Annotated in this window: 22 protein-coding genes; 10 read left to right on the forward strand and 12 right to left on the reverse strand. The window is 61.9% G+C overall.

Going from position 1 to position 22,861, the window contains the following annotated elements:
• Nucleotides 1-41: 41 nt before the first annotated feature.
• The 5 genes from AABA34_RS01720 to AABA34_RS01740 form a co-directional block, all read right to left on the reverse strand.
• Nucleotides 42-1,742 (reverse strand): long-chain-fatty-acid--CoA ligase, encoded by a 1,701-nt coding sequence (locus tag AABA34_RS01720; protein ID WP_338303611.1) that lies wholly within the window; start codon nucleotides 1,740-1,742, stop codon nucleotides 42-44.
• Nucleotides 1,743-1,909: 167 nt separating this feature from the next.
• A complete protein-coding gene (locus AABA34_RS01725) occupies nucleotides 1,910-2,677 on the reverse strand; it encodes a DUF1013 domain-containing protein (protein ID WP_338303612.1) in 768 nt (255 codons plus the stop codon).
• A 99-nt stretch (nucleotides 2,678-2,776) separates the two neighbouring features.
• A complete protein-coding gene (locus AABA34_RS01730) occupies nucleotides 2,777-3,814 on the reverse strand; it encodes a glycosyltransferase family 4 protein (protein ID WP_338304774.1) in 1,038 nt (345 codons plus the stop codon).
• An 80-nt stretch (nucleotides 3,815-3,894) separates the two neighbouring features.
• Nucleotides 3,895-4,815 (reverse strand): UDP-2,3-diacylglucosamine diphosphatase, encoded by a 921-nt coding sequence (locus AABA34_RS01735; RefSeq protein WP_252259397.1) that lies wholly within the window; start codon nucleotides 4,813-4,815, stop codon nucleotides 3,895-3,897.
• Between the two features lie 144 nt (nucleotides 4,816-4,959).
• Nucleotides 4,960-5,982, reverse strand: a complete 1,023-nt coding sequence (locus AABA34_RS01740) for an NAD(P)H-quinone oxidoreductase (RefSeq protein WP_338303613.1) — start codon at nucleotides 5,980-5,982, stop codon at nucleotides 4,960-4,962.
• Between the two features lie 123 nt (nucleotides 5,983-6,105).
• On the opposite strand from AABA34_RS01740, the gene AABA34_RS01745 reads away from it, so the two are divergent.
• The 6 genes from AABA34_RS01745 to AABA34_RS01770 all read left to right on the forward strand — a co-directional run bounded on the left by AABA34_RS01745 (nucleotide 6,106) and on the right by AABA34_RS01770 (nucleotide 12,678).
• A complete protein-coding gene (locus tag AABA34_RS01745; protein WP_338303614.1) occupies nucleotides 6,106-6,309 on the forward strand; it encodes a DUF1192 domain-containing protein in 204 nt (67 codons plus the stop codon).
• 120 nt (nucleotides 6,310-6,429) lie between these two features.
• Nucleotides 6,430-8,811: an ATP-dependent Clp protease ATP-binding subunit ClpA gene (gene clpA / locus AABA34_RS01750; protein WP_338303615.1), complete on the forward strand. Its 2,382-nt coding sequence runs from the start codon at nucleotides 6,430-6,432 to the stop codon at nucleotides 8,809-8,811.
• A 69-nt stretch (nucleotides 8,812-8,880) separates the two neighbouring features.
• Nucleotides 8,881-9,885 (forward strand): ligase-associated DNA damage response exonuclease, encoded by a 1,005-nt coding sequence (locus AABA34_RS01755; RefSeq protein WP_338303616.1) that lies wholly within the window; start codon nucleotides 8,881-8,883, stop codon nucleotides 9,883-9,885.
• Entirely contained in the window at nucleotides 9,882-11,474 is a 1,593-nt protein-coding gene (locus AABA34_RS01760; RefSeq protein WP_338303617.1) for a cisplatin damage response ATP-dependent DNA ligase, read from the forward strand. Before AABA34_RS01755 ends, AABA34_RS01760 begins: the two co-directional genes overlap by 4 nt.
• A 42-nt stretch (nucleotides 11,475-11,516) precedes the next feature.
• Nucleotides 11,517-12,029, forward strand: a complete 513-nt coding sequence (locus AABA34_RS01765) for a DUF1993 domain-containing protein (protein WP_338303618.1) — start codon at nucleotides 11,517-11,519, stop codon at nucleotides 12,027-12,029.
• 1 nt (nucleotide 12,030) lies between these two features.
• Entirely contained in the window at nucleotides 12,031-12,678 is a 648-nt protein-coding gene (locus tag AABA34_RS01770; protein WP_338303619.1) for a DUF1275 family protein, read from the forward strand.
• Here AABA34_RS01770 and AABA34_RS01775 read toward each other — a convergent pair.
• From AABA34_RS01775 to AABA34_RS01800, 6 genes are all read right to left on the reverse strand, one after another.
• Complete coding sequence (locus AABA34_RS01775) at nucleotides 12,675-12,959, reverse strand: DUF167 domain-containing protein (RefSeq protein WP_338303620.1); 285 nt, start codon at nucleotides 12,957-12,959, stop codon at nucleotides 12,675-12,677. The genes AABA34_RS01770 and AABA34_RS01775 overlap by 4 nt on opposite strands.
• Nucleotides 12,940-13,536: a gamma carbonic anhydrase family protein gene (locus AABA34_RS01780; RefSeq protein ID WP_338303621.1), complete on the reverse strand. Its 597-nt coding sequence runs from the start codon at nucleotides 13,534-13,536 to the stop codon at nucleotides 12,940-12,942. Before AABA34_RS01780 ends, AABA34_RS01775 begins: the two co-directional genes overlap by 20 nt.
• A complete protein-coding gene (locus AABA34_RS01785) occupies nucleotides 13,533-14,081 on the reverse strand; it encodes a GNAT family N-acetyltransferase (RefSeq protein ID WP_338303622.1) in 549 nt (182 codons plus the stop codon). Before AABA34_RS01785 ends, AABA34_RS01780 begins: the two co-directional genes overlap by 4 nt.
• 1 nt (nucleotide 14,082) lies before the next feature.
• Complete coding sequence (locus AABA34_RS01790; RefSeq protein WP_338303623.1) at nucleotides 14,083-14,631, reverse strand: GNAT family N-acetyltransferase; 549 nt, start codon at nucleotides 14,629-14,631, stop codon at nucleotides 14,083-14,085.
• Entirely contained in the window at nucleotides 14,624-15,619 is a 996-nt protein-coding gene (hemB, locus tag AABA34_RS01795) for a porphobilinogen synthase (protein WP_338303625.1), read from the reverse strand. The genes AABA34_RS01790 and hemB overlap by 8 nt, the downstream gene beginning before the upstream one ends.
• Nucleotides 15,620-15,687: 68 nt before the next feature.
• On the reverse strand, nucleotides 15,688-17,406 hold the full coding sequence (locus AABA34_RS01800; RefSeq protein WP_338303627.1) for a M23 family metallopeptidase: 1,719 nt from the start codon (nucleotides 17,404-17,406) through the stop codon (nucleotides 15,688-15,690).
• Nucleotides 17,407-17,631: 225 nt separating this feature from the next.
• On the opposite strand from AABA34_RS01800, the gene AABA34_RS01805 reads away from it, so the two are divergent.
• The 3 genes from AABA34_RS01805 to fdxA all read left to right on the forward strand — a co-directional run bounded on the left by AABA34_RS01805 (nucleotide 17,632) and on the right by fdxA (nucleotide 20,982).
• A complete protein-coding gene (locus AABA34_RS01805; RefSeq protein WP_445083749.1) occupies nucleotides 17,632-20,295 on the forward strand; it encodes a helicase-related protein in 2,664 nt (887 codons plus the stop codon).
• Entirely contained in the window at nucleotides 20,292-20,573 is a 282-nt protein-coding gene (locus AABA34_RS01810; RefSeq protein WP_252259409.1) for a S4 domain-containing protein, read from the forward strand. Before AABA34_RS01805 ends, AABA34_RS01810 begins: the two co-directional genes overlap by 4 nt.
• A gap of 70 nt (nucleotides 20,574-20,643) precedes the next feature.
• A complete protein-coding gene (fdxA, locus tag AABA34_RS01815; RefSeq protein ID WP_034956541.1) occupies nucleotides 20,644-20,982 on the forward strand; it encodes a ferredoxin FdxA in 339 nt (112 codons plus the stop codon).
• Between the two features lie 13 nt (nucleotides 20,983-20,995).
• On the opposite strand, the gene AABA34_RS01820 is transcribed toward fdxA, so the two are convergent.
• Nucleotides 20,996-21,877, reverse strand: a complete 882-nt coding sequence (locus AABA34_RS01820) for a tetratricopeptide repeat protein (protein WP_338303628.1) — start codon at nucleotides 21,875-21,877, stop codon at nucleotides 20,996-20,998.
• Between the two features lie 370 nt (nucleotides 21,878-22,247).
• Between AABA34_RS01820 and AABA34_RS01825 the strand changes: the two genes are divergently transcribed.
• Nucleotides 22,248-22,781, forward strand: a complete 534-nt coding sequence (locus AABA34_RS01825) for a CarD family transcriptional regulator (protein ID WP_034956535.1) — start codon at nucleotides 22,248-22,250, stop codon at nucleotides 22,779-22,781.
• Nucleotides 22,782-22,861: the final 80 nt, after the last annotated feature.

Raw genomic sequence — 22,861 nt, forward strand, 5'->3', positions numbered from 1 at the left:
CGGCCTCAGAGAACTTCGGCGCACACCGCTTGTTGGCGGCCTCAAAGAACTTCGGCGCGCAGGGCCTTGCGGTCCAGTTTGCCGATGATCGTGCGGGGCAGGCTTTCGCGGATCACCACCTGATCGACGCGCTCGTGCTTGCCGATCCGTTCGTTGAGCCACGCCTTCAACGTGTCGCCATCAACTGTGCCTGATCCTTCATTGAGCGTGACGTAGGCCCGCGGGACTTCGCCGCGATATTCCTCGGGCACGCCGATCACCAGCGCCTCTTTGACGGCCGCGTGCTTCAGGATCACATCCTCGACCACGCTCGGAAAGACCTTGAAGCCGCCGACAGCGATCATGTCCTTGATCCGGTCGACAATGCTCAGGAAGCCGTCCTCGTCCATCACTGCGACATCGCCGGTGCGAAGGTATTTCTTGTTACCGCGCGTAACAAACACGTCGGCATCGGTTTCCGGGCGATTCCAGTACCCGCGCATCACTTGCGGACCATGGATTGCAAGTTCGCCCGGTTCGCCTTCCGGCGCGAGCCTGGTGGGGTCTTCCTTGTCGAGCAGCACGATTTCCGTGCCCGGAACCAGTTGCCCGATGGTGCCACGCTTGCGTGTGCCCGCATAGGGATTGACCGAGACCACGCCGGAGCTTTCGGTCAGGCCATAACCTTCGACCAGCCGGACGCCGGTTACCGCTTCGAACTTTTCATGCACCGGGGCGGGCATCGGCGCGCCGCCTGAAATGCAGACCTTGAGGCTCGACAGGTCGGTCTTCGCCAGGTCCGGGTGATCGAGCAGAGCCTGAAACATCGTCGGCACGCCAGGAAAGCCGGTGGTGCGATATTTCTGGATGGTCTGAAGGACTTGCGCCGCATCAAAGCGCGGGACCATCGCGATGGAGGCACCGGCGGCAACCGCATGATTGAGCAGCGCGGTGTTGGCGAAGACGTGGAAGAACGGCAGCGCCCCCATGAAGACTTCCTTTGACGGGTCTTCGAAGGGATTGATCGAGGCGACCTGCTGCGCATTCTGGGTCAACTGGCTGTGGCCCAGCATTGCGCCCTTGGGCCGACCGGTCGTGCCGCCGGTGTATTGCAGCAGGGCGAGGTCTTCGTGCGTCACCTTTGGCAGCGGGAAAGTTCGGCCTTCAAGCCACGATGTCCAATTGCAATCCGCCAGCATGTCGTTCCACATGCGGATTGGCTCGCCCTCTCCACCGTAGGGAACGTCGGCAATCTGGCTGCGCTTGAGCAGCTTCAGCGCCAGACCCTTGTACCATGGCAACATTTCGGCAAGGCTGCCGACCACCAGTGTTTCCAGCGGCGAGGCTTCCAACACCTGTGCTGCCGTGGAGTAGAGTTCCGGCACGTCGAGTGTGACCAGCAGACGGGTCCCGCTGTCTTCGACCTGCCACGCCAGTTCCTCGACCGAATAGAGCGGTGAGAAATTCACCACCACCGCCCCAGCCATCATCGCGCCGTAATAGGCCGATGCGTAAATCGGGACATTGGGCAGGAACAGGCCAACCCGGTCTCCCGGCTTGATTCCCATTTCCACCAGACCCAGCGCAAATTCCAGCGCATCCTGATGGATCTGACCGTAAGTGTATGTCCGCCCGAGGAAATGCAGGAACGGCGCATCTGGATTCTTGCGTACCGCGTTTTCCAGCAATTCAGGCAGCGTCATCAAGGGAAATGACGTGTCCCAAGGGGTAGGGTGATGATACGGGGGCGTATTGACACTCATGTCAGTAACAATGACGCAAGCCCGGCTTTCGCACAAGCGCAAGCTAATGCGCTAATGCGAATTTTTTGCAGCATCGGTTGCGGCGAGCAGGTCAAGCGCCATTCGCACACGCAAAAAGGGCGCCGGATGGTGGTCCGACGCCCTTTCGATATCATGTCTTTTGGACTTTATTCGCCCGTGTCTTCTTCAGAAGTTTCTTCCGGGAAGACAGGGGCCGGCTCTTCGATGCCGGCCGCTTCAGCTTCGCGCTTGCGGGCAAGCCATGCTTCGGCTTCGGCTTCCTGGGCGGCTTCAGCTGCAGCCTTTGCGTTGGCGTCACGCTCGGCACGCAGTTCCTCGATCAGCTTGTCCTTGTCAGAACGGCCGTCGATGCCTTCCACTGCCTCTGCCTCTTCGGTCACGCCAGCGCGCTTGGCAGCCTTTGCGACAACCGCGTCAAGCTCGCGCTGCGAACACAGGCCCAGCGTCACCGGGTCCTTGGGCTGGATGTTCTGGATGTTCCAGTGGCTGCGCTCGCGGATCGCGCCGATGGTGTTGCGCGTCGTGCCGATCAGCTTGGAGATTTGCGCGTCCGACACTTCGGGATGGTTGCGCAGGATCCAGGCGATGCCGTCGGGCTTGTCCTGACGCTTGGACACCGGGGTGTAGCGCGGACCCTTGGTGCGGGTCACCTCGACCGGAGCCTTGTGCATCTTGAGCGAGTATGAGGCATCGTTCTGCCCCTTTTCGATCTCTTCCAGCGTCAGTTCGCCGGCATGCACCGGATCACGACCGGTGTATTTGCTGCCTGCCAGATCATCGGCCATTGCCTGCACTTCGAGAATGTGAAGACCGCAGAATTCCGCGATCTGCTCGAACGACAGGCCGGTGTGGTCAACCAGCCAGGTGGCGGTGGCGTGCGGCATCAGCGGCTTGGGCTGATCCTTGATTGCCATGGGGAAATCTCCGTAAAAATGTAAAGGGCCGCCCCTTTCGGAGCGGCCGTTGCGAGGGGGCAGATAGGCCAAATTGGCCGCCACGGCAAGGAAAAGAGCCTATATGGCAGGCGCGGTGCGCAAGGAGACGCATTCTTCCTCTTCCAGCGCCACCAGCCCTTCGAGAAATTGCCGGGTTGCAGCCTCCCACGAAAACGCCGCGCCAGCCGCCGCGCACGCGCTCCTCTCACAATAGCGGGCGGCGTCGATGGCGCGGGCGAGATCTTCGGACATCGCCCCAACGTTGTCGGTCACGATATCGAGCGGGCCGGGGACCGGATAGGCTGCCACCGGGGTTCCGCAAGCCAGCGCCTCGATCATGACGAGGCCGAAAGTGTCGGTCTTGCTCGGAAAGACAAAGATATCGGCTCCGGCGTAGAAGCCAGCGAGTTCGACCCCGCTGCGCTTGCCCATGAAATGCGCATCGGGAAACTTCGCCTCCAGCGAAGCGCGCGCCGGGCCGTCGCCAACGACGACTTTAGTGCCGGGATATTCGCAGGTGAGAAACGCCTCGATATTCTTTTCGACCGCGATCCGCCCGACATAAAGCAGGATCGGCCCTTCGAGCCCGTCATATTCCGGCGGGCGCGGCGCATCGGGCGAAAAGCAGGACAGGTCCACCCCCCGGCTCCAATGGCTGAGCTGGGTCAAACCCCGTTCACGCAATTGCTGCCGGATCGATTCGGTTGCCACCATGATCCGCTGCGCCGGTCGATGGAACCAGCGGATATAGCGCCAGAACCAGCTCGCCGGGAGGCCGGTGCGCCGTGCGAGATAGTCGGGAAACTGGGTGTGGTAGGCGGTGGTGAATGGCACCTTGCGGCTGGCGCAATATCGCCGGGCGGCAAATCCAAGCGGCCCTTCGGTCGCAATATGCACCGCGTCCGGCCCGATCCGCGCAAGCTGGCGGCCGACCGAACCCGGAGCCGTCAACGCCAGCCGGATCTCAGGATAGGTGGGGGCTGGAAAGGACCGATATTGCTCGGGAGAGATGATGGTGACGTCGTGCCCCCATTGGCGAAGAATATCGCATGTGGTGGAGAGCGTGCGCACCACTCCGTTGACCTGCGGGAACCAGGCATCGGTGACGATCGCGATCGACTGCGGCTCGGAACCGCCGCGATTGCCTGCAAACGGGTTCGGGCAATCAAAAGCCGCGGTGATGGCGGTCTGCCGGTTCACGCTGCCTCTCGTTCGCGGGGGGCTTCCGCATGGCCAGCGGAATCCTCCACTACACCGCGTTGGCGATCCGCGACGACATCGGCCCAATGCAGGATTTCCATCCTTCCGTCGAAGTGCTCGACCAATGCATTGCAGCCTTCCACCCAGTCGCCGTCGTTCCAGTATTCCACACTTCGGCCTTGGTGTTCGAAGCGGCGGAATTCAGCGGTGTGGATGTGGCCGCAAACAACGCCATCGACCCCGCGCTCTCCGGCGGCGCGGGCCACGACCTCCTCGTACTGGCCGATGAATTCGACGGCGTTCTTTACCTTGTGCTTGGCCGCCTTCGACAGTGACCAGTACGGCTTGCCAAGCGCCTTGCGCACCGTGTTGACGACAACATTCAGACGCATGACGGTATGATACGCCCAATCACCGACGAATGCGAGCCAGCGTTGCGACAGCATGACGGCATCGAATTCGTCGCCGTGCAGCACCATCAGGCGGCGCCCGTCAGCTGTGTCATGGAACGCTGCACGGCGGATCTCTATCCCGCCGAAGTTCAATCCCGTGAACTGTCGGAACATTTCGTCGTGATTGCCCGGGATGTAGATGATCCGCGTCCCGCGCTTTGCCCGCTTGAGCACGCGCCAGACGATGTCATTGTGCTCTGCCGGCCAGTAAAACTTCTTCTTGAGCCGCCAGCCGTCGATGATGTCGCCCACTAAGTACATCGTTTCGCTGTCGGTGCGGTCGAGGAAGTCGATCAACATTTCGGCGTTGCAGCCGCGCGTGCCGAGGTGGACGTCGCTGATCCATATCGTGCGATAGCGCCGCCGCTCGACCCCCTCCGGCTCCGGCCGTGCAGGCGGGCGCAGTGGCAGATTGGCGACCTTGTCGATATCCCGCGGTAGATCAGACAACATAAAACCGTTCATGGGGCGTCCTCGGACCTTCTTGCTCGGTCCGCATCCCATGACAGGGCAATGTTACAGGCGATTCACAGGCCCGTTACGGTTTAGAGAAAATGCGCGCGCTTGTGACAGCGAAATGACTCAGTTTCGCGAGAATACCCTGCGTTCTCAGCCTCCGGCGACTTCGAGCATTATCTTGCCGATATGCTCTCCGGCTTCCATCCGCGCATGGGCGGCGGCGGCATCGGCAAGTGCGAAGGTCTGGTCCATTACCGGTGCAAGCTCGCCATTGGTGAACAAGGGCCAGGCGTTGATCGCGATTTCATCGGCCAAAGCGGCCTTGAACGCGTCCGAGCGCGGTCGCAGGGTCGAACCGGTCAGCGTGAGGCGCCGCATCATCACCATCGGCATGAACAATTCGGCCTTGGCCCCGCCCAGCACTGCGATGGTGACATGGCGCCCATCTTCGGCGAGGCATTGCAGGTTGCGCGGCACGTAATCGCCCGAAACCATGTCGAGCACGATGTTGACCCCCGCCCCGCCAGTGTGCGCTTTCACCGCTTCGACGAAATCAGCCTCGCGATAGTTGATCGCAAGGTCGGCACCGATTGACCGGGCGGCCGCGCATTTCTCTTCATCGCCGCAGGTCACGATCACTTCCAGCCCGAACGCCTTGGCCAGCATGATTGCCATGGTGCCGATGCCCGAAGTGCCGCCGTGAACCAGCAACCGCTCACCATCGCGCGCGCAGCCTCGCTCGAACACGTTGTGCCACACGGTGAACAGCGTTTCGGGCAGCGCCGCCGCCGTTATCAGCTCCATTCCATCAGGCACGGGCAGACAGTGCTGCCACGGGGCCGTGCAGTATTCGGCATAGCCGCCGCCGGGCGTAAGCGCGGCGACCTTTGCCCCGAGCATTTCGACGGGAACCTGAGAGCCAACGGCAACGACTTCACCGGCAACTTCCAGGCCGAGGATCGGTGAGGCACCCGGAGGTGGCGGGTAAAGGCCGGCGCGCTGCGCGCAATCGGGACGGTTCACCCCCGCATAGGCCACCCGGATCAGCACATCGTGATCGCCGGGAGCCGGCGTATCGACAGTTCCTGCCTCAAGCACCTCCGGCCCGCCGGGAGCTGCAAAGCCAATGGCCTGCATCGTCTCCGGAATATGAGGTGTATCTGATCGACCCATCGTGCAAACCCCCTGTGTGCGTTGCGTTTCGCGCATTCCCCGGTGCGTTTTCGCAATTGCGGCCCGCAAATAGCCACCATGCGCATTGACAGCAAGCGGGCAGTCTTGCGATGTTCCCCCGCAATGGATGACGAGAATCTTCCGCGCCCGAAAGGCGATGCCGCCAGCCTGCTGGCCGGTGAGGATCTCTCCCCCTATTCTCAGGACGAATTGACGGACCGGATCGCCTTTCTTGAGGCCGAGATCGCGCGGGTCAAATCGCACCGCGACAAGGCAGCAGCGCATCGTGCGGCAGCTGATGCGCTGTTCGGCAGGCCCGGCACATGAATCGGGCCGCGCACCTCACTTCGGATTCGCAATCGTTTACGCATTACCCATATAGTTTGCTGATCCTCTCCATCGCTCCGTTTCCCGGAGCACCGTTCGCCCCCCAATAGAGACACGCTCATGCCCAGTTTCGCCCAGAACCTCGAACGAACCCTCCACAACGCTTTGGCCCATGCGTCGGAGCGTCGGCACGAATATGCGACGCTGGAGCATCTTCTCCTGGCGCTGATCGATGACGAGGACGGGGCGCAGGTGATGGCGGCTTGCGGTGTCGACCTTGCCGAACTGGGCGAGGTGGTGAAGCAGTATCTCGATCAGGAATACCAGTCGCTCAAGACAGAGGATGACGCCGATCCGCAGCCAACGGCCGGGTTCCAGCGTGTGATCCAGCGCGCGATCCTGCACGTCCAGTCCTCGGGCAAGGACACGGTGACGGGTGCCAACGTACTGGTCGCACTGTTTTCCGAGCGCGACAGCTATGCGGTGTATTTCCTCCAGCAGCAGGACATGAGCCGCCTCGATGCCGTGAGCTATATCAGCCACGGCATCGGCAAGGGCGGGCGCCAGCTTGAATCGAAGTCGCCGCAGGGTACCGAGGAACCGGCTGCCGAGCAGGCCGAAGCGACCAAGGAAGGCGCGGCGAAGAAGGAAACCGCTCTCGACCAGTTCACCGTCAACCTCAACGCCAAGGCCAAGGCAGGCAAGGTCGACCCGTTGATCGGTCGCGGGCCGGAGGTGGACCGCACGGTGCAGATCCTGTGCCGCCGGTCAAAGAACAACCCGCTGTATGTCGGTGATCCGGGAGTCGGCAAAACCGCGATCGCCGAAGGTCTGGCGCGCAAGATCGTTGAAGGCGATGTGCCCGAAGTGCTGCTCAATGCGGTGATCTATTCGCTCGACATGGGCGCGTTGCTCGCCGGGACGCGTTATCGCGGCGATTTCGAGGAACGGCTGAAGCAGGTCGTCAACGAGCTCGAAGGAATGCCCGACGCGATCCTGTTCATCGATGAAATCCACACGGTGATCGGCGCAGGCGCCACCAGCGGCGGGGCGATGGATGCATCGAACCTGTTGAAGCCCGCATTGTCGGGCGGGACGATCCGCTGCATCGGCTCGACCACCTACAAGGAATTCCGCAACCATTTCGAAAAGGACCGCGCTTTGCTGCGCCGGTTCCAGAAGATCGACGTCAACGAGCCGACGATCGAGGACACGGTGAAGATCCTTCAGGGCCTGCGCACCGCCTTTGAAGAGCATCACAACGTCAAGTACACGCCCGACGCGCTGAAAACCGCGGTGGAGCTGTCGGCGCGTTACATCAATGACCGCAAGCTGCCGGACAAGGCGATCGACGTGATCGACGAAGTCGGTGCCATGCAGATGCTGGTGCCGCCCAGCCGCCGCAAGAAAAAGATCACCGCCAAGGAGATCGAGGCCGTGATCGCGACGATGGCGCGCATTCCTCCCAAATCGGTCAGCAAGGACGACAAGAAGGCGCTCGAAAACCTCGAACGCGATCTCAAGCATGTCGTCTTCGGCCAGGACGAAGCGATCACCCGGCTTGCGACCGCTATGAAGCTTTCGCGCGCGGGGCTTCGTGATCCGGACAAGCCGATCGGTTCGTTCCTGTTCAGTGGCCCCACCGGGGTCGGCAAGACCGAGGTCGCACGTCAGCTGTCCTCGATAATGGGGATCGAGCTTAAGCGCTTCGACATGTCCGAATATATGGAACGCCACAGCGTCTCCCGCCTGATCGGCGCGCCGCCGGGCTATGTCGGATATGATCAGGGCGGCTTGCTCACCGATGCTGTCGACCAGAATCCGCACTGCGTCCTGCTGCTCGACGAGATCGAAAAGGCCCACCCCGATCTGTTCAACATTCTGCTGCAAGTGATGGATAACGGCCGCCTGACCGATCATCACGGCAAGACGGTCGATTTCCGCAATGTCGTGCTGATCATGACGACCAATGCCGGCGCTGCCGACATGGCGCGGCAGGGCATCGGTTTCGGCGACGTGTCGAAGGAAGATGCAGGTTCGGAAGCGGTGAAGAAGATGTTCACCCCGGAATTCCGCAACCGTCTCGATGCGATCGTGCCTTTCGCCTACCTTGGCAAGAGCACGGTGGCCCGCGTGGTCGACAAATTCATCCTTCAGCTCGAACTGCAGCTGGCCGAACAGAACGTCCACATCCAGTTCGACAGCGATGCCCGCTCGTGGCTGGCGGACAAGGGCTATGACAAGCTCTACGGTGCGCGTCCGATGGGCCGCTTGATCCAGGAAAAGATCAAGCAGCCGCTCGCCGAGGAACTGCTGTTCGGCAAGCTCGCCGATGGCGGCGAAGTGCATGTCAGCATAAAGGACGGCAAGCCCGCCTTCGAACTGACCCCTGCTCCGCCCAAGGCAAAGCCCGCGCGCAAGAAGGCAGCACCGAAGAAGAAGCCTGCCGCCAAGAAGGATGACCCGAAGCCCGAGGAATCGGGCAGCGACAAGGAAGGCTGATCCGGCGATCATCGATCAGAACGGGCGCGATTGGGGAAACCCTCTCGCGCCCTTTTCGTATATTCCGATATGAGCAATGCGTTTTCCTGGATCCGGCCCGAACCGTGGGGTGTGCATGTCGTCGCGGCGGATGTCTGGATCGATCCGGGACGGGCTGTAGACCGGGCACTGATTACCCACGGTCACGCCGATCACGCCCGCGGCGGACATGGGGCAACGATTGCCACCCCGGAAACGCTGGCGATCATGAAGTTGCGCTACAACACCCGCGAAGGCGCGACACCAGTTCAAAATGGCGAAACGATCCGCCTGCCGGGCGGTGTCGATGCGACCTTCATTCCGGCGGGCCACGTGCTGGGCAGCGCGCAGATCTTGCTGGAGCACGCAGGGGAGCGCGTGGTGATCACCGGCGATTACAAGCGCCGCGCCGATCCGACGTGTGCGCCGTTTGAAGTCACGCCCTGCGATATCTTCATAACCGAGGCGACGTTCGGCCTGCCCGTCTTCACCCACCCGCCAATCGAAGATGAAATGGCGAAACTACTTAGTGCGCTGCACGGGCATCCGGAAGGATGCGTGCTGGTCGGTGCCTATGCGCTGGGGAAGGCGCAACGGGTGATTGCGGAATTGCGTGCCGCGGGACATTCGCAACCGATCTTCCTGCACGGCGCGATGGAAAAGATGTGCCGCCTGTATCAGGATCACGAGGTGGATCTGGGTGAATTGCGGCTCGTCAGCGATCATGAAAAGGAAGCGATGCGCGGGCAAATTGTCATCGCCCCTCCCTCCGCACTCAATGATCGCTGGTCGCGGCGCCTGCCCACGCCCGTCACCGCCATGGCCAGCGGCTGGATGCGGGTGCGCGGTCGGGCGCGGCAGCGCGGGGTCGAATTGCCGCTGGTGATCTCCGATCATGCTGACTGGAACGAACTCACGCAGACAATCGAGGACGTGAACCCGCAGGAAGTCTGGGTCACCCACGGGCGCGAGGAGGCACTCTTGCGCTGGTGCGAACTGGGCCAGCGCCGGGCGCGCGCGCTTGCGCTAGTGGGGCGAGAGGATGAGGACGAATGAAGGCGTTTGCCTCTCTGCTCAACACGCTCGTCTACACAACCAGCCGCAATCGCAAGCTGGGGCTGATCGCGGAGTACCTGCGCGAAACGCCCGATCCCGATCGCGGCTGGGCGCTGGCGGCGTTGACGGGAGAGCTGGATTTCCCGGCGGTCAAATCCTCGACCATCCGCAATCTGATGAAGGATCGTGTCGATCCAGTGCTGTGGACGCTATCGCGTGATTTCGTCGGAGATACCGCGGAAACCGCCAGCCTGCTGTGGCCGGAGAGCGAGGTAAACGAAGATCCGCCCTCGGTAGCACAGGTCGTCGAGATGCTCTCAGCGCTCAACCGAGCTACCGCGCCCAAAGAACTGCCCAAGCTGCTCGACAGGCTGGATACGAACGGCCGCTTCGCCCTGATCAAGCTTGCGACCGGGGGAATGCGGGTCGGAGTTTCGGCACGGCTGGCGAAGACGGCGTTTGCGCAAAGTTTCGATGTGTCGGTGGATGCGGTGGAGGAATACTGGCACGCGCTGGCCCCGCCCTATTCCGAGCTGTTCGCATGGGCGGCCAATGGCGACGCCCCGCCTGATGTTTCGAACACGCCGCGCTTTCGCCCGTTCATGCTGGCACACCCGCTCGAAGAAACGGTGGTGGATCTCGCCGACTATGCAGCCGAGTGGAAATGGGACGGCATCCGGGTTCAACTGGTCCGCGTCGCCGGCGAAACGCGGCTTTATTCGCGCAGCGGCGACGACATCTCTTCAACCTTCCCCGAATTGCTCCAGGTGTTGCCGCTAGACGCGGTGCTGGACGGGGAATTGCTCGTTCGGGGCAATGCGCAGGGAGGCGAAGAAGGCGGAGCGGCCAGTTTCAACGCGCTGCAACAAAGGCTCGGTCGCAAGACCGTCTCGAAGAAGATGCTGGCCGAATATCCTGCCTTCGTGAGGCTCTACGATGCGCTTGTGATAGACGGCGAAGACCTGCGCGAAAGGCCGTGGTCGGATCGCCGCGCGGCGCTTGAATCCTTGATGGACCGCTTGCCGCGATCACATTTCGACATTTCCGCCATCGTCGAAGCGCGCGATTTTGATCACCTTGCACAAATCCGCGAAACGGCGCGTGACGAGGCAATCGAGGGACTGATGCTCAAGCGTCGGGACAGCCCCTATGTCCCCGGGCGCAAGGTCGGGCTGTGGTACAAATGGAAACGCGATCCGCTGCTGATCGATTGCGTCCTGATGTACGCGCAGCGGGGATCGGGCAAGCGTTCGAGCTTCTATTCCGATTACACCTTCGGCTGCTGGGATGGCGATCCGGATGCGGGGGCGGAATTGCTCCCGGTGGGCAAGGCCTATTCGGGCTTCACCGATGCGGAATTGAAGAAGCTCGACAAACTCGTCCGACAGACCACGGTCAACCGCTTTGGCCCGGTGAGAGAGGTCGAGCGAACGCTGGTGTTCGAAGTCGCCTTCGACAGCGTGCATGCCTCGAAACGCCACAAGAGCGGCCTCGCCATGCGGTTTCCCCGCATCCACCGCATCCGCTGGGACAAGCCGGTGCACGAGGCAGACAGGATCGAAAGCTTGCGCGGATTGATTAAGGACTGAGCGCCGCCTAACTGCCGGGATTACTTCACGGGAGAGAATTCGATGTCCTACGCCACGGCAGCACTTGCGACTTACGCCAATTCACTGTCCACGCTTGATCATCTAGTCACCAAGGCGGAGAGCCACGAAACAGGAGAGGCGCTCCTTCACGCCCGGCTGGCGGAGGACATGTTCCCGCTTCACACCCAGATCCGCTTCACCATCGATCAAGTGATGACGGCGCTGAAGCGGCTCGGGAAGGTCGACCTTTCCACTGACGACAGCGACATCACCTCCTTTGCCGACGCCCACTCGCGCATCGCCGCCGCGCGCGCACTTGTCGCTGAAACAGATCCCGCGAACTGGCCGGCCAGCGGCGACATTGTTGAGTTCGATCTGCCCAACGGCATGGCCTTTGCAATGCAGGCCCATGAATATTGCCGCGACTGGGCAACGCCGCAGGTCTATTTCCACCTGATGACGACTTACACGATACTTCGCGCCGAAGGGCTGGCGGTCGGCAAGGCGGATTATGTCGGCTACATGATGAAATATCTGAAACAGCCCGCATCCTGAAATGCATCGCTACGATCCTGCTCGCCAACGCCTTGCGCTCGGTCTTGCCGGATTGGCGGGGCTGGTGGATGCGACCGGTTTCGTTGTCGCGGGAGGCTATTTCACTTCCTTTATGTCAGGCAACACCACGCGCATGGGAGTCGCACTGTTGGAGCGGCCCGGTCTGGCTCTACTGCCGCTGGGGTTGATCGCATTCTTCCTGGCCGGGGTGATCATAGGTGCTTTGGTGCTGCGACGGGTACGAGGACGGCACAAACGGGTGCTGTTGGGGCTGGTGGCAGGCCTGCTTGGGGCGGGTGCCGGACTGTTGCTCGTGGGCTGGCCGCTTTCGTTTCTAGGACTGTCGGCAATGGCGATGGGGCTGGCCAACAATGTCTTCTCGCGCGATGGCGAAGTGACAGTTGGGGTCACCTATATGACCGGAGCGCTCGTGCGTTTCGGACAAGGAATTGCGGCGAAGCTTTATGGGCAACCGCTCTCGGGATCGCGCGGATATGGGCTCCTGTGGAGTGCGTTGGCGCTGGGCGCTGCAGCGGGCGGAGCGCTTTGCCTTGTCGACCCGCTGGTTGCAGCAAGTGCGGGGCTGATGGTTGCGATCATGCTTTGGGGATTTGCCTTCGCCGTTGAAACGGAAAGTGCAGCGACTTAGCTGCGATCAATCACGAACACCTTGTTTCGCGATGTCGCTCCGCGTGCCAGCCTGACCCGCGACGGCGCGATGCCCAGCCCACGTGCGATGAGTTCTGCGATGGGGGTATTGGCTGCGCCATCCTGCGGTTTTGCCCGAACCTTGGCGTGGAGGACGGCTTCCTCCACCGACAGGCCTTCGGCACGGGCACCCGGAGTTGCCTTGACCGAGAGCCTGCCATCGGCATCGATCAGGGCGGCGATTTGTGCCGGAGGTGGGAGATCAGGATTCGGACGCGCCATCGCCCAGCGCCGCCCGCACTGCGTCCGCATGGTGCTTGGCATTCTCTGCGTAATGCGCGACGCCCACGCGCATACCGGCAATCGCAGGTTCGGGCAGATCGCGTAGCTTGGTTGCTGGACGGCCTGCCCATAGTTCGCGCTCGCCCATGACCTTGCGTTCGGTCAGCATTGCGCCAGCCGCCAGCATCGCATCCGATCCGATCACCGCCTTGTTCATGACAATCGCGCCGAGGCCGACAAACCCGCGATCATGGATAGTGCAACCGTGAACCATCGCCATGTGACCGATCAGCACGTCGTCACCGATCACTAGCGGGCACCCTTCCTCGTCTCCGGGGCGAGGCGGATCGCAGTGGAGAACGCTGCCGTCCTGGACATTGGTGCGCTCGCCGATGCGGATGGTGAACACATCGGCGCGGACCACGCAATTGTACCAGATCGAGCTGCCCGCTCCGATCTCGACATCGCCGATGATCGTCGCGCCGGGCGCGATGAAGGCGGTTTCGTGAATCTTCGGCGTCTTGCCGTGGATCGGGATGATGTTGGCCCCGGGAAATCGGGCGGGACGGGCGGTCATTGCTGTTGCTCCCATTGTTCGCGGGTGATCGCGTACTGGATGATCGGTTCCGGGTCGGCCGGATCGACGAAGTCGAGGTCCTTGCGCCGTTCCATGCCGAGCTTTTCCATCAACCGCCAGCTGCCGATATTGGCCTCGCAGGTCAAGGCGACGATATGGGGCGCGTGATGCACGCCAAAGCCCCAATCGACCACCGCACGCATCGCTTCGTGGGCATAACCCATCCGCCAGCGATCCTCGCGCACCAGCCAGCCGATTTCATGGTCGCCGGGGTTGGGTGCCTGAGGATGAACCACCCGCCGCAGTCCGCAATGACCCACCATTTCGCACGTGGCGCGCTCTTCCATGATCATGAAACCGAACCCTTCGGCAGCGAAGCCTGTGCGCGCGGCTTCATGTTTCGCTGCCATCACTTCGCGCGGCTGCACTCCGCCCAGATACCGCATCACCGCAGGCGTATTGAGCAGTCGCATGTGCAGATCGAGATCGGCAGCTTCGATCTGGCGGAGGATCAGCCGCGAGGTTTCAAGGATGATTTCGGGCATGTCAGAGGCGCCAGTCCGATCGCGCTATCGAATAGACGATTATGCGGCCGGATTCGGGATCGAAATCGACGTTGTCGAAATCAAGATCCTCGCGCCGCCGCATGCCGAGCCGGATCATCAGGCCCCAACTCGGTCGGTTTCCGTGAACGGTCAGCGCGATAACTTCATCAGCCGCAAACCTCTCAAAAGCCAGGTCGAGCGATGCACTGGCCGCTTCTTTCGCATAGCCGTGGCCCCATGCATCTTCACGGAGACGCCAGCCGATCTCCATCATCCCGACGGGACCGCCTTGCTGGTTGCATCGCTTTAGCCCGCAAAAGCCCAGGATCGCGCCGTCTTCCTTGCGTTCCACCACCCAGAACGTGTGACCGAAATCGGTTTGATAGGAGAGCAAGCGGTCTTGCGCCGCCTGTCGCTTTGCCTCGTCACAGACCCCGCCCAGCCAGCGCATGACCGCGGGTGTGTTGGTGTGGCGCCAGAACTCGGCCCAGTCATCCTCACGCCAGTCGCGCAGGATCAGCCGTTCTGTCTGGTGTCGGAATTCAACCATTCAGCAGGCGCGCCGCGTGCGGGGCGTGATAGGTCAACACGCCCGAGCTGCCTGCCCGCTTGAACGACAGCAGGGTTTCGAGCACCAGCGCATCGCGATCCCCAGCACCAGCCGCACTTGCAGCCTCTATCATCGCGTATTCGCCGCTCACCTGATAGGCGAAGACGGGGATCCCGAAAGCATCACGCACCCGGCGCACGATGTCGAGATAAGGAAGGCCCGGCTTCACCATGACGCTGTCGGCACCTTCGGCTATGTCGAGCTCGACTTCGCGCAGCGCCTCGTCGCCATTCGCCGGGTCCATCTGATAGGTTTTCTTGTCCCCTTTCAGCAGTCCGCGCGATCCCACCGCATCGCGGAACGGGCCGTAAAAGGCGCTCGCATACTTGGCGGCGTAGCTCATGATCTGGACGTTGTGGTGCCCCCCCATTTCCAGCGCCATCCGGATCGCATGGATGCGACCGTCCATCATGTCCGAAGGGGCGATGATGTCCGCACCGGCCTCAGCCTGGTTGATCGCCTGATCGACCAGAACAGCCACGGTATCGTCATTGGTGACATACCCCTTGGTATCGAGGAGGCCATCCTGCCCGTGGCTGGTATAAGGGTCGAGCGCGACATCGGTCAGCACGCCGATGGCATCGCCGCAGGCATCCTTGATCGCGCGGATGGCGGTGCACATAAGATTGTCCGGATTATGCGCTTCTTCTCCTGCGTCGGTGCGCTTTTCAGGGGGGGTGTTGGGGAAGAGAGCGATCACGGGAATGCCCAGATCGACCGCTTCCTTTGCACGGGCGACAATTCCGTCAACCGACCAACGCGAAACACCCGGCAGCGAAGGAATCGGCTCTTCGACGCCGTTGCCGGAAGTGACAAACAGCGGCCAGATCAGGTCCGCCGGTGTCAGCATGGTTTCGCGATGAAGCGCACGGCTCCATGCGGTTGCGCGGGTACGGCGCAGGCGGGTGTTGGGATATTTGCCAGTCATGTGCGCGGTGTTGCCGCAAATGCTGGCCGCGATCAATTGCGGTGTGAGTACGCCCGGCTTGGCGGACTTCAGTTGATACGCCGGGCGAGGTCGATCTTCTCGATCTCGCGCTCGGGTTCCTTGACCTCGCTGGGCAGGGGTTCGAGGTCTTCGAGTGCCGCGCCCGGTTCGATTTCGCGCAGTTCGATCAGCTTGCGCTGGAAATCGATCAGTTCGGTGCCCGACAAGACGGCACGGGTGACGAAGTCGACACTCGCAGGATTGATGGCGCGACCGTTGCGATACATTTCGTAATGGAGGTGCGGCCCGGTCGATAGCCCGGTGGAGCCGACGTAGCCGATGACTTGCCCGCGCCGGACTTCCTGCCCGCTGCGCACAGCCATGCGGCTCATGTGGCAATAGCGGGTCGAAAGGCCGCCACCGTGATCGAGCCTGACCGCGATACCGCAGCCCCCCGCACGGCCTGCGGAGCTTACCCGGCCATCGGTAACAGCGACAATGGGTGTGCCGTGGCGCGCTCTGAAATCCATCCCCGAGTGCATTCGGCGATATCCGAGAATGGGGTGACGGCGCATGCCGAAACTGGACGAGATTGATCCGGGGACAGGCGCGACCAGACCGCGTCGCTGTTCACCCACGCCCGATGCTTCGTAGAAACGGCCATCCTTACCCCAGCGCATCAACTGTGTCTTTGGCTTGCCGTCGCGTTCGAGCCCGGCGAACAGCAGTTGTCCTGCCTGCCGCTCTCCTGTCGCGGCGCGGCGATAGGCGATGATGATGTCGAATTCGTCCGTGGCGCGAACTTCGCGGTCGAGGTCGATCTGATCGTCGAGGGCGCGGAGGAAATCCTGCACCGCGCTGGCAGGGACGCCTGATGCCCGCATCGATCGGTATAGGCTGGAACCGACCTTGCCGCGGACACGAAGCGGGGTGTCGTCGACACGAATGATGTTGCGAACAAGCGCGAGATCGCCGCCGATCCCGGTTTCTGGATCGGCTCCCTGACGGCCCACTTCCAGTTCAAGATCAAACCGTGCGCGGAACTTGAGCGCGTCGAGCGGCCGGGCGGCGCCCGGTTCTGGTCGCCGGCCGAGAACAATGTCCATTTTTGTGCCAGGCTCGATTTCGGACAGCGGCATGGCCCCTCCGATCAAGGCGCTGACCCGGCCGATATCGGTCGCGGAAACGCCTGCGCGGCGGAGCATGCTCGCAAACGAGTCGCCAGCGGCGAGGGTTGCGACCATATCGATCCGCGGGCGCTCTGGTGCATTCTCGAGAGGGATAACATCCGCAGTCGGGCCCATTCGCCGGCCGCTATCTGCGCCAAGGGCGAGCGGCATGATCATCTGGCTGCGGAACTCGTCGCGAATTTCCTCACCCTGAGGCATGGCTGAACGCGCTTCAAGCGGGGCCATGCTAGGCCAGAAAGCAACCGCGACTGCGCCAAGCGCGACCATCGTGCCAAGGCCCCGGAACCAGCGCCGACTGCCGATATCCTCGGCAAGATCGGGCGTCAGATCAAGCGAATGAAACCACGTTCCAGTCTTCAGCTTCCATTCGTCATAGCGTTGGGCGAACCCGTCCACCCGGGCGAGGACCTGGCGCTTGACGAGAGTGTTCTTCGATGGCGGTGCCATCTGGCGAGAACGATGGAAATAGGATGCAAATTCGCGAGCCGTGTCAGGAGACAGTTCGGCGCTTTCAGGCCCGATGCCTTCAGGCACGGCAAGGTCGTCGGCGCTATCGGCCGTTCGTCCACTTTCCGGAATATCGCCTGTGTGATCCAAGTTTTCGGTTCCCCGACGCCAGCACTGGAACGCAGCGCAAGCATCGCCAACGTCTGTTGCGCGGGGACAATGGCCGATCAAGGTAAATCTGCACTTAACCAGCGATCAGCCGAGTCTCGCATGCGATAAGGCGTTTTGCGTATCCGTTTTTCTCGTTCACAGCCCTTTCAGCATTCGTCGCGCACGGGATTGCCCGCCCCGCCCAAGCCTGACACAAGAGCCAGCGTGACCTTCAACAATTCCGCAAGATCGAGGGACCAGGGCCGGGTACGCGCCGTGCTCGGCCCGACGAATACGGGCAAGACCCATCTCGCGATCGAGCGGATGTGCGGCCATTCCTCGGGCATGATGGGCTTTCCGCTGCGGTTGCTGGCGCGGGAGGTCTATGACCGGGTGCGCGCGATCAAAGGCGATAATCAGGTCGCGCTGATAACCGGCGAACAGCGGATCGAGCCGCCCGACGCGCGCTATTTCTGCTGCACGATGGAAGCGATGGACCGGCTGGGCGGCGGCCATGCCTTTGTCGCGATCGACGAGGCGCAGATCGGCGCGGACCCCGAACGAGGCCATATCTTCACCGATCGCCTGCTACACGCGCGCGGGCGGGAAGAGACGATGATCCTGGGTTCGGCCACGCTCGAACCTGTGGTCAGACGGTTGATCCCCGGTGCGGAGATGATTGACCGTCCCCGCTTCTCGACCCTTTCGCACGCGGGAACGGCAAAGCTTTCACGATTGCCGCCGCGCAGCGCAGTGGTCGCCTTCTCGATCGAGCAGGTCTATGCCATGGCCGAAGCCTTGCGGAGGTTTCGTGGCGGGGCGGCGGTGGTGATGGGGGCGCTTTCACCGGAAACACGCAACAAGCAGGTTGAATTGTTCCAGAACGGTGATGTGGACTATATTGTTGCCACCGACGCGATCGGCATGGGGCTCAACCTCGATTTGCACCATGTTGCTTTTGCCGCGCTCACGAAGTTCGACGGGCGGCGCAAGCGGCGCCTTACTCCTTCGGAGATGGCGCAGATTGCAGGGCGTGCAGGAAGGCATCAGCGCGACGGCAGTTTTGGCACCCTCACCGGAGGAGGCAGCCGATCAGGAGCCCCGGTCGAATTCACCGACGAGGAAGTGTTCGCGATCGAAGAGCACAATTTCGCGCCGCTAACCCATTTGAACTGGCGTGAGGCCGAACCGCGCTTCGATACCATTGAAACGTTGATAAGCGAACTTGAAGCCCGGCCCGAACACGAGATGCTGCGGGGCGCACCCGAAGCGATCGACCTTTCCGTTCTGAAGCGGTTGGCCAGCGAGCCCTTGGCGGACAGCGTGAGTGGCGCTGGCAGTGTCCGGCGGTTCTGGGAGGCCTGTTCGCTCCCCGATTTTCGGCAGGTTGGGGTGGATCCCCACGCCCGTTTCGTCGCAAGACTGTGGCAGGACCTGCGCGCAGGCTATCTGGGCGCCGATTTCGTTGCCGCACGCATTGCTGAGCTGGATCGGGTGCAGGGTGACATCGACACTTTGCAGGGAAGGATAGCCGCGATCCGATCCTGGGCTTATATCTGCCAACGGCCGGACTGGGTTCTGGCCCGCGACGAAATGGCTGCGCGCGCACGCGCGGTCGAGGCGAAGCTGTCGGATGCGCTGCATGCGCGCCTTACCGAACGTTTCGTCAATCGGAGGACGACAATACTTATGAAATCGCTCGGACAGGATGGGTCCGCCTTGCCCGTATCGCTTGAAAAGGATGGAGCCGTGACCGTGGAGGGTGAACGGATTGGCCGTCTCGACGGCTTCCGTTTCGCGATTGATCCCGACACGGGTCTGGGAGAGCGCAAGATGCTGCTCGCCGCCGGCGAAAGGGCTCTGCCTTCCATTCTGGCGCAGCGGGCAGAATGGCTGTTGTCCGACGGAATCACGGAACTTTCGATCCGTGATGGTGCAATCGAATGGGCCGGGCAGGCGCTCGCCAGAATTGAGGTGCCCGACGACTTCGGCACGCCGCGCCTCGCCTTCGGGCGCGAGCTTTCAACACTGGCGGAAGCGGACAGAGCAAAGCTCGAATCGGGATTGCTCGCATGGCTTGAGCGGCAGTTGGAGCCACTGGCGCCCCTTCGCAGCCTCGCCGAGGCGGCCCGCGATCCCGAAGCAGGGAGCGAGGCTCGAGGTCTGCTGATTACTCTCATAGACGCTCGCGGCAGTATCGACCGCGAAAGCGCCGGGCTTGAGCATCTGCCCAAGGAGATGCGCCCCTATCTGCGCAAGCTGGGCGTGACCTTCGGCGCGCTGGATGTCTTCGCTGCGGCGCTCCTGAAACCGGCCCCGCGGCGCTTGCTCCACGCCTTGAACCTTGACCAGCGCCCCCTGCAGGAAATGATGCTTCCGGTCTTGAGTGAAAAAGGGCCGGTACCAGCAGGCTACCGCCTTGCAGGAGGCCAGATGATCCGCGTCGATCTGGCGGAAAAGATACTGCGTGCCGCCTTCGATGCGCGAGCAAAGGTTGCAGGCAAGGATCGCAATGCACAGTTCCGGCTCGACCTTTCGCTCGCGATTTCGATCGGACTGGAGGAAGAAAACGCCCGGCGGCTGCTTGGCAGCGCAGGCTTCCGCGTGCACCGTGCGCGCCCTCTGGCCGAAGGGGCGCAAGGCCCCGTTGCCCCGGATGGCTGGACCTGGCGCCCCCGGCGACCGGGTGAGAAACTGCGCAGGCCGCAAGTGGATCGGCGGAGCGGCAGACCCAAGGCCAAGCGCGATGACAACCGCAAACGGACAAAGCCGGGAGCGCGCAAGAGAGACAAGGGTGAAAGGCCCCGTCAGGCGGCCAAGCCGGTAGACACCGGCCCGGCGCGCGCCGGTGGCGCCTTTGACAAGCTGGCGGATTTACTGCGCGGATGAGCGCGGACGCGCTGGAAACGATCCGGCTCGACAGGCTGCTTGTCTATCTGCGCTTCGCCCGGACGCGGTCGGTTGCAAGGGCAATGATCGAATCGCATTGTCTGCGGCGCAACGCCAAGCGGGTGATGCGGACCAGCGAGAATGTTGCAGTCGGCGATGTGCTGACCCTCATGGTCGGCAACGATGTGCGCGTGGTGGAGGTGCTGTCGATCCCGGAGCGGCGGGCATCGCCCGCGTTGGCCAAGTCTCATTATCGTGAGCTTGACCCCCGGGGATAATTGCTCTTAGCAGCGCGTAAGTCCGAAACCCGGCCAGTTCGGCCGATCTTGTCCTGATGAAAGAAGCTCAATGACTTACGTCGTCACTGATGACTGCATCAAATGCAAATATACCGATTGTGTCGAGGTGTGCCCGGTCGACTGTTTCTACGAAGGCGAGAACATGCTGGTGATCAATCCCAGCGAATGCATTGATTGCGGCGTGTGTGAACCCGAATGCCCGGCAGAGGCTATCCTGCCCGATACCGAAGACGGTCTGGAAAAATGGCTTGAGCTGAACACGAAGTATTCGGCGGAATGGCCCAACATCACCAGCCAGAAGGAACCGCCCGCTGATGCCGATGAGCACAAGGGCGAAAAGGGCAAGTTCGAGAAATACTTCAGCCCTGAGCCGGGCGAAGGCGACTAAACCGATTCGGGCTTCACTCGTGCGACGCCTTGTTGGCGGCGGCGATCAATCTGGAGCCACTGGCAATCATTTCTGATGCCTTTGCCCGGGTATCCGCATCCGGATCAAAGCGTTCGGCAAGCGCGAACCATTCGATGGCTTCGCGCATGAGCGGCTCGTTGATGAACATCTCCTCGCCCTCCATCCTGAAGCCGCGGCGGGCCAATGCCGAACCCGCACGAAAAGCAGCGTCCGCTCGCCCCCATTCATAGGCTTTTGCAAACCATTCCCCTGCGGCCGGATTGTCGACCGGGGTTCCGTCACCTTTCTCGTGAATCTGCCCGAGCAGAAACGCCGCATTGGCCTGCTCCTGGCTGGCCGCCTGTTCGAGCATGAAGCGGGCGGCAACCGGATCGCGTTCCATGCCGACACCCATCAGGAAATAGCCACCCAGATCGGTTTGCGCATCGCGGTCGCCGGCTGCGGCTGCCATGCGGCAAAGGCGCAAGCCTTCGGGAATGTCGGCTGGCCCGCCCTGCCCGTGAATCAGCATGTTGCCATAGGCGCACCAGGCCTGATGCCAGCCCCCTTGCGCGGCGAGGCGATACAGGTTTCGGGCTTTCTCGAAATCCTGCTCCCGCCCCTCTCCATCAAAATGACAGGTCGCGCGATTGTGCAGGCCGTCGGGGCGCATATCGCTCACCCGCTCGAAATAGTCGCAAGCAAGCGCACGGTTGCGGGTGATGCCAAACAGGCCAAAGGAATGGATCTCGCCCAGCAGTTCGGCCGCGCTGTCGTCGCCCTGTTGCGCCAGCGATTCAAGCTGTTCGAGCAGGTCTTCGGTTTCGATCTGATCGAGTTCGAGCAGAATCGCCTGAACCTGTTCGGATGCGTCCGGGGTGTATGCCGGTGGCATTGTAGTGCCCAGTTTAAGAAGCACCGGAAGCGCCAAGTATGCCAGCACAGCGAAGACCTTTACTGCCCAAGCCGCGGTTCGGCTTGTCCTTGCGCGACCAATATGGGCATTGCTGAGCATTTGAAAGCGGGCAACCGGAGCAAGATGCGCACTCGAAACTGCGACTCGCAATATTGTTGCGGTTGTGTTATATAATGCTGCAACTGCGCCGGTTGGTCCCGGCGTTGGCGAAGAAAAACCAGAAAGGCCGCTACCCAGCAACGACAGTCCTGAACGACGTTAACCCGGTTCTCGCCCTCCCTAAGCAGCAGAACCGCAAGGGAATTCGTCCGTTTTTCAGCTGTCGTACGGCCACAAGAAAGGAACTCGCATGGCTAGCAATGCGCACGCTTTCACCGTCGGTGATTACGTTGTTTACCCCAAGCACGGCGTGGGCCGGGTGATCGAGCTTCAGAGCGAAGAGATCGCCGGCATGCAACTCGAACTCTATGTGCTGCGTTTCGAAAAAGAACGCATGACTCTGCGCGTCCCCATCAACAAGGTTGAATCGATCGGCATGCGCAAGCTGTCCTCGGACAAGACCTTGAAAGAAGCGATGGACACGCTGAAGGGCAAGCCCAAGGTGAAGCGCACCATGTGGTCGCGCCGCGCACAGGAATACGAAGCGAAGATCAATTCGGGTGAGATCGTGCTGATCGCCGAGGTGACCCGCGACCTGTTCCGCCCCGAAGACCAGCCGGAACAGAGCTATTCCGAACGCCAGATCTTCGAAGCCGCGTCGAGCCGCCTCGCCCGCGAGCTGGCTGCGATGGAGGAGACCGACGAGGCCACCGCGCTGGAGAAGATCCTCGAAGTGCTGCGTGAACACGCGCCGCAATATTACGAGAACAGCGAAGAAGCCTGATCCTTCCCAGCCGTTTCGAAAGAGATTCGGGGCCATCCGCAAGGGTGGCCCCTTTCTTTTGCGCGCCCGGCACAAGCCAT

This window comes from Erythrobacter sp. Dej080120_24 (assembly GCF_036322605.1).
Taxonomy (GTDB): Bacteria; Pseudomonadota; Alphaproteobacteria; order Sphingomonadales; family Sphingomonadaceae; genus Erythrobacter; species Erythrobacter aurantius.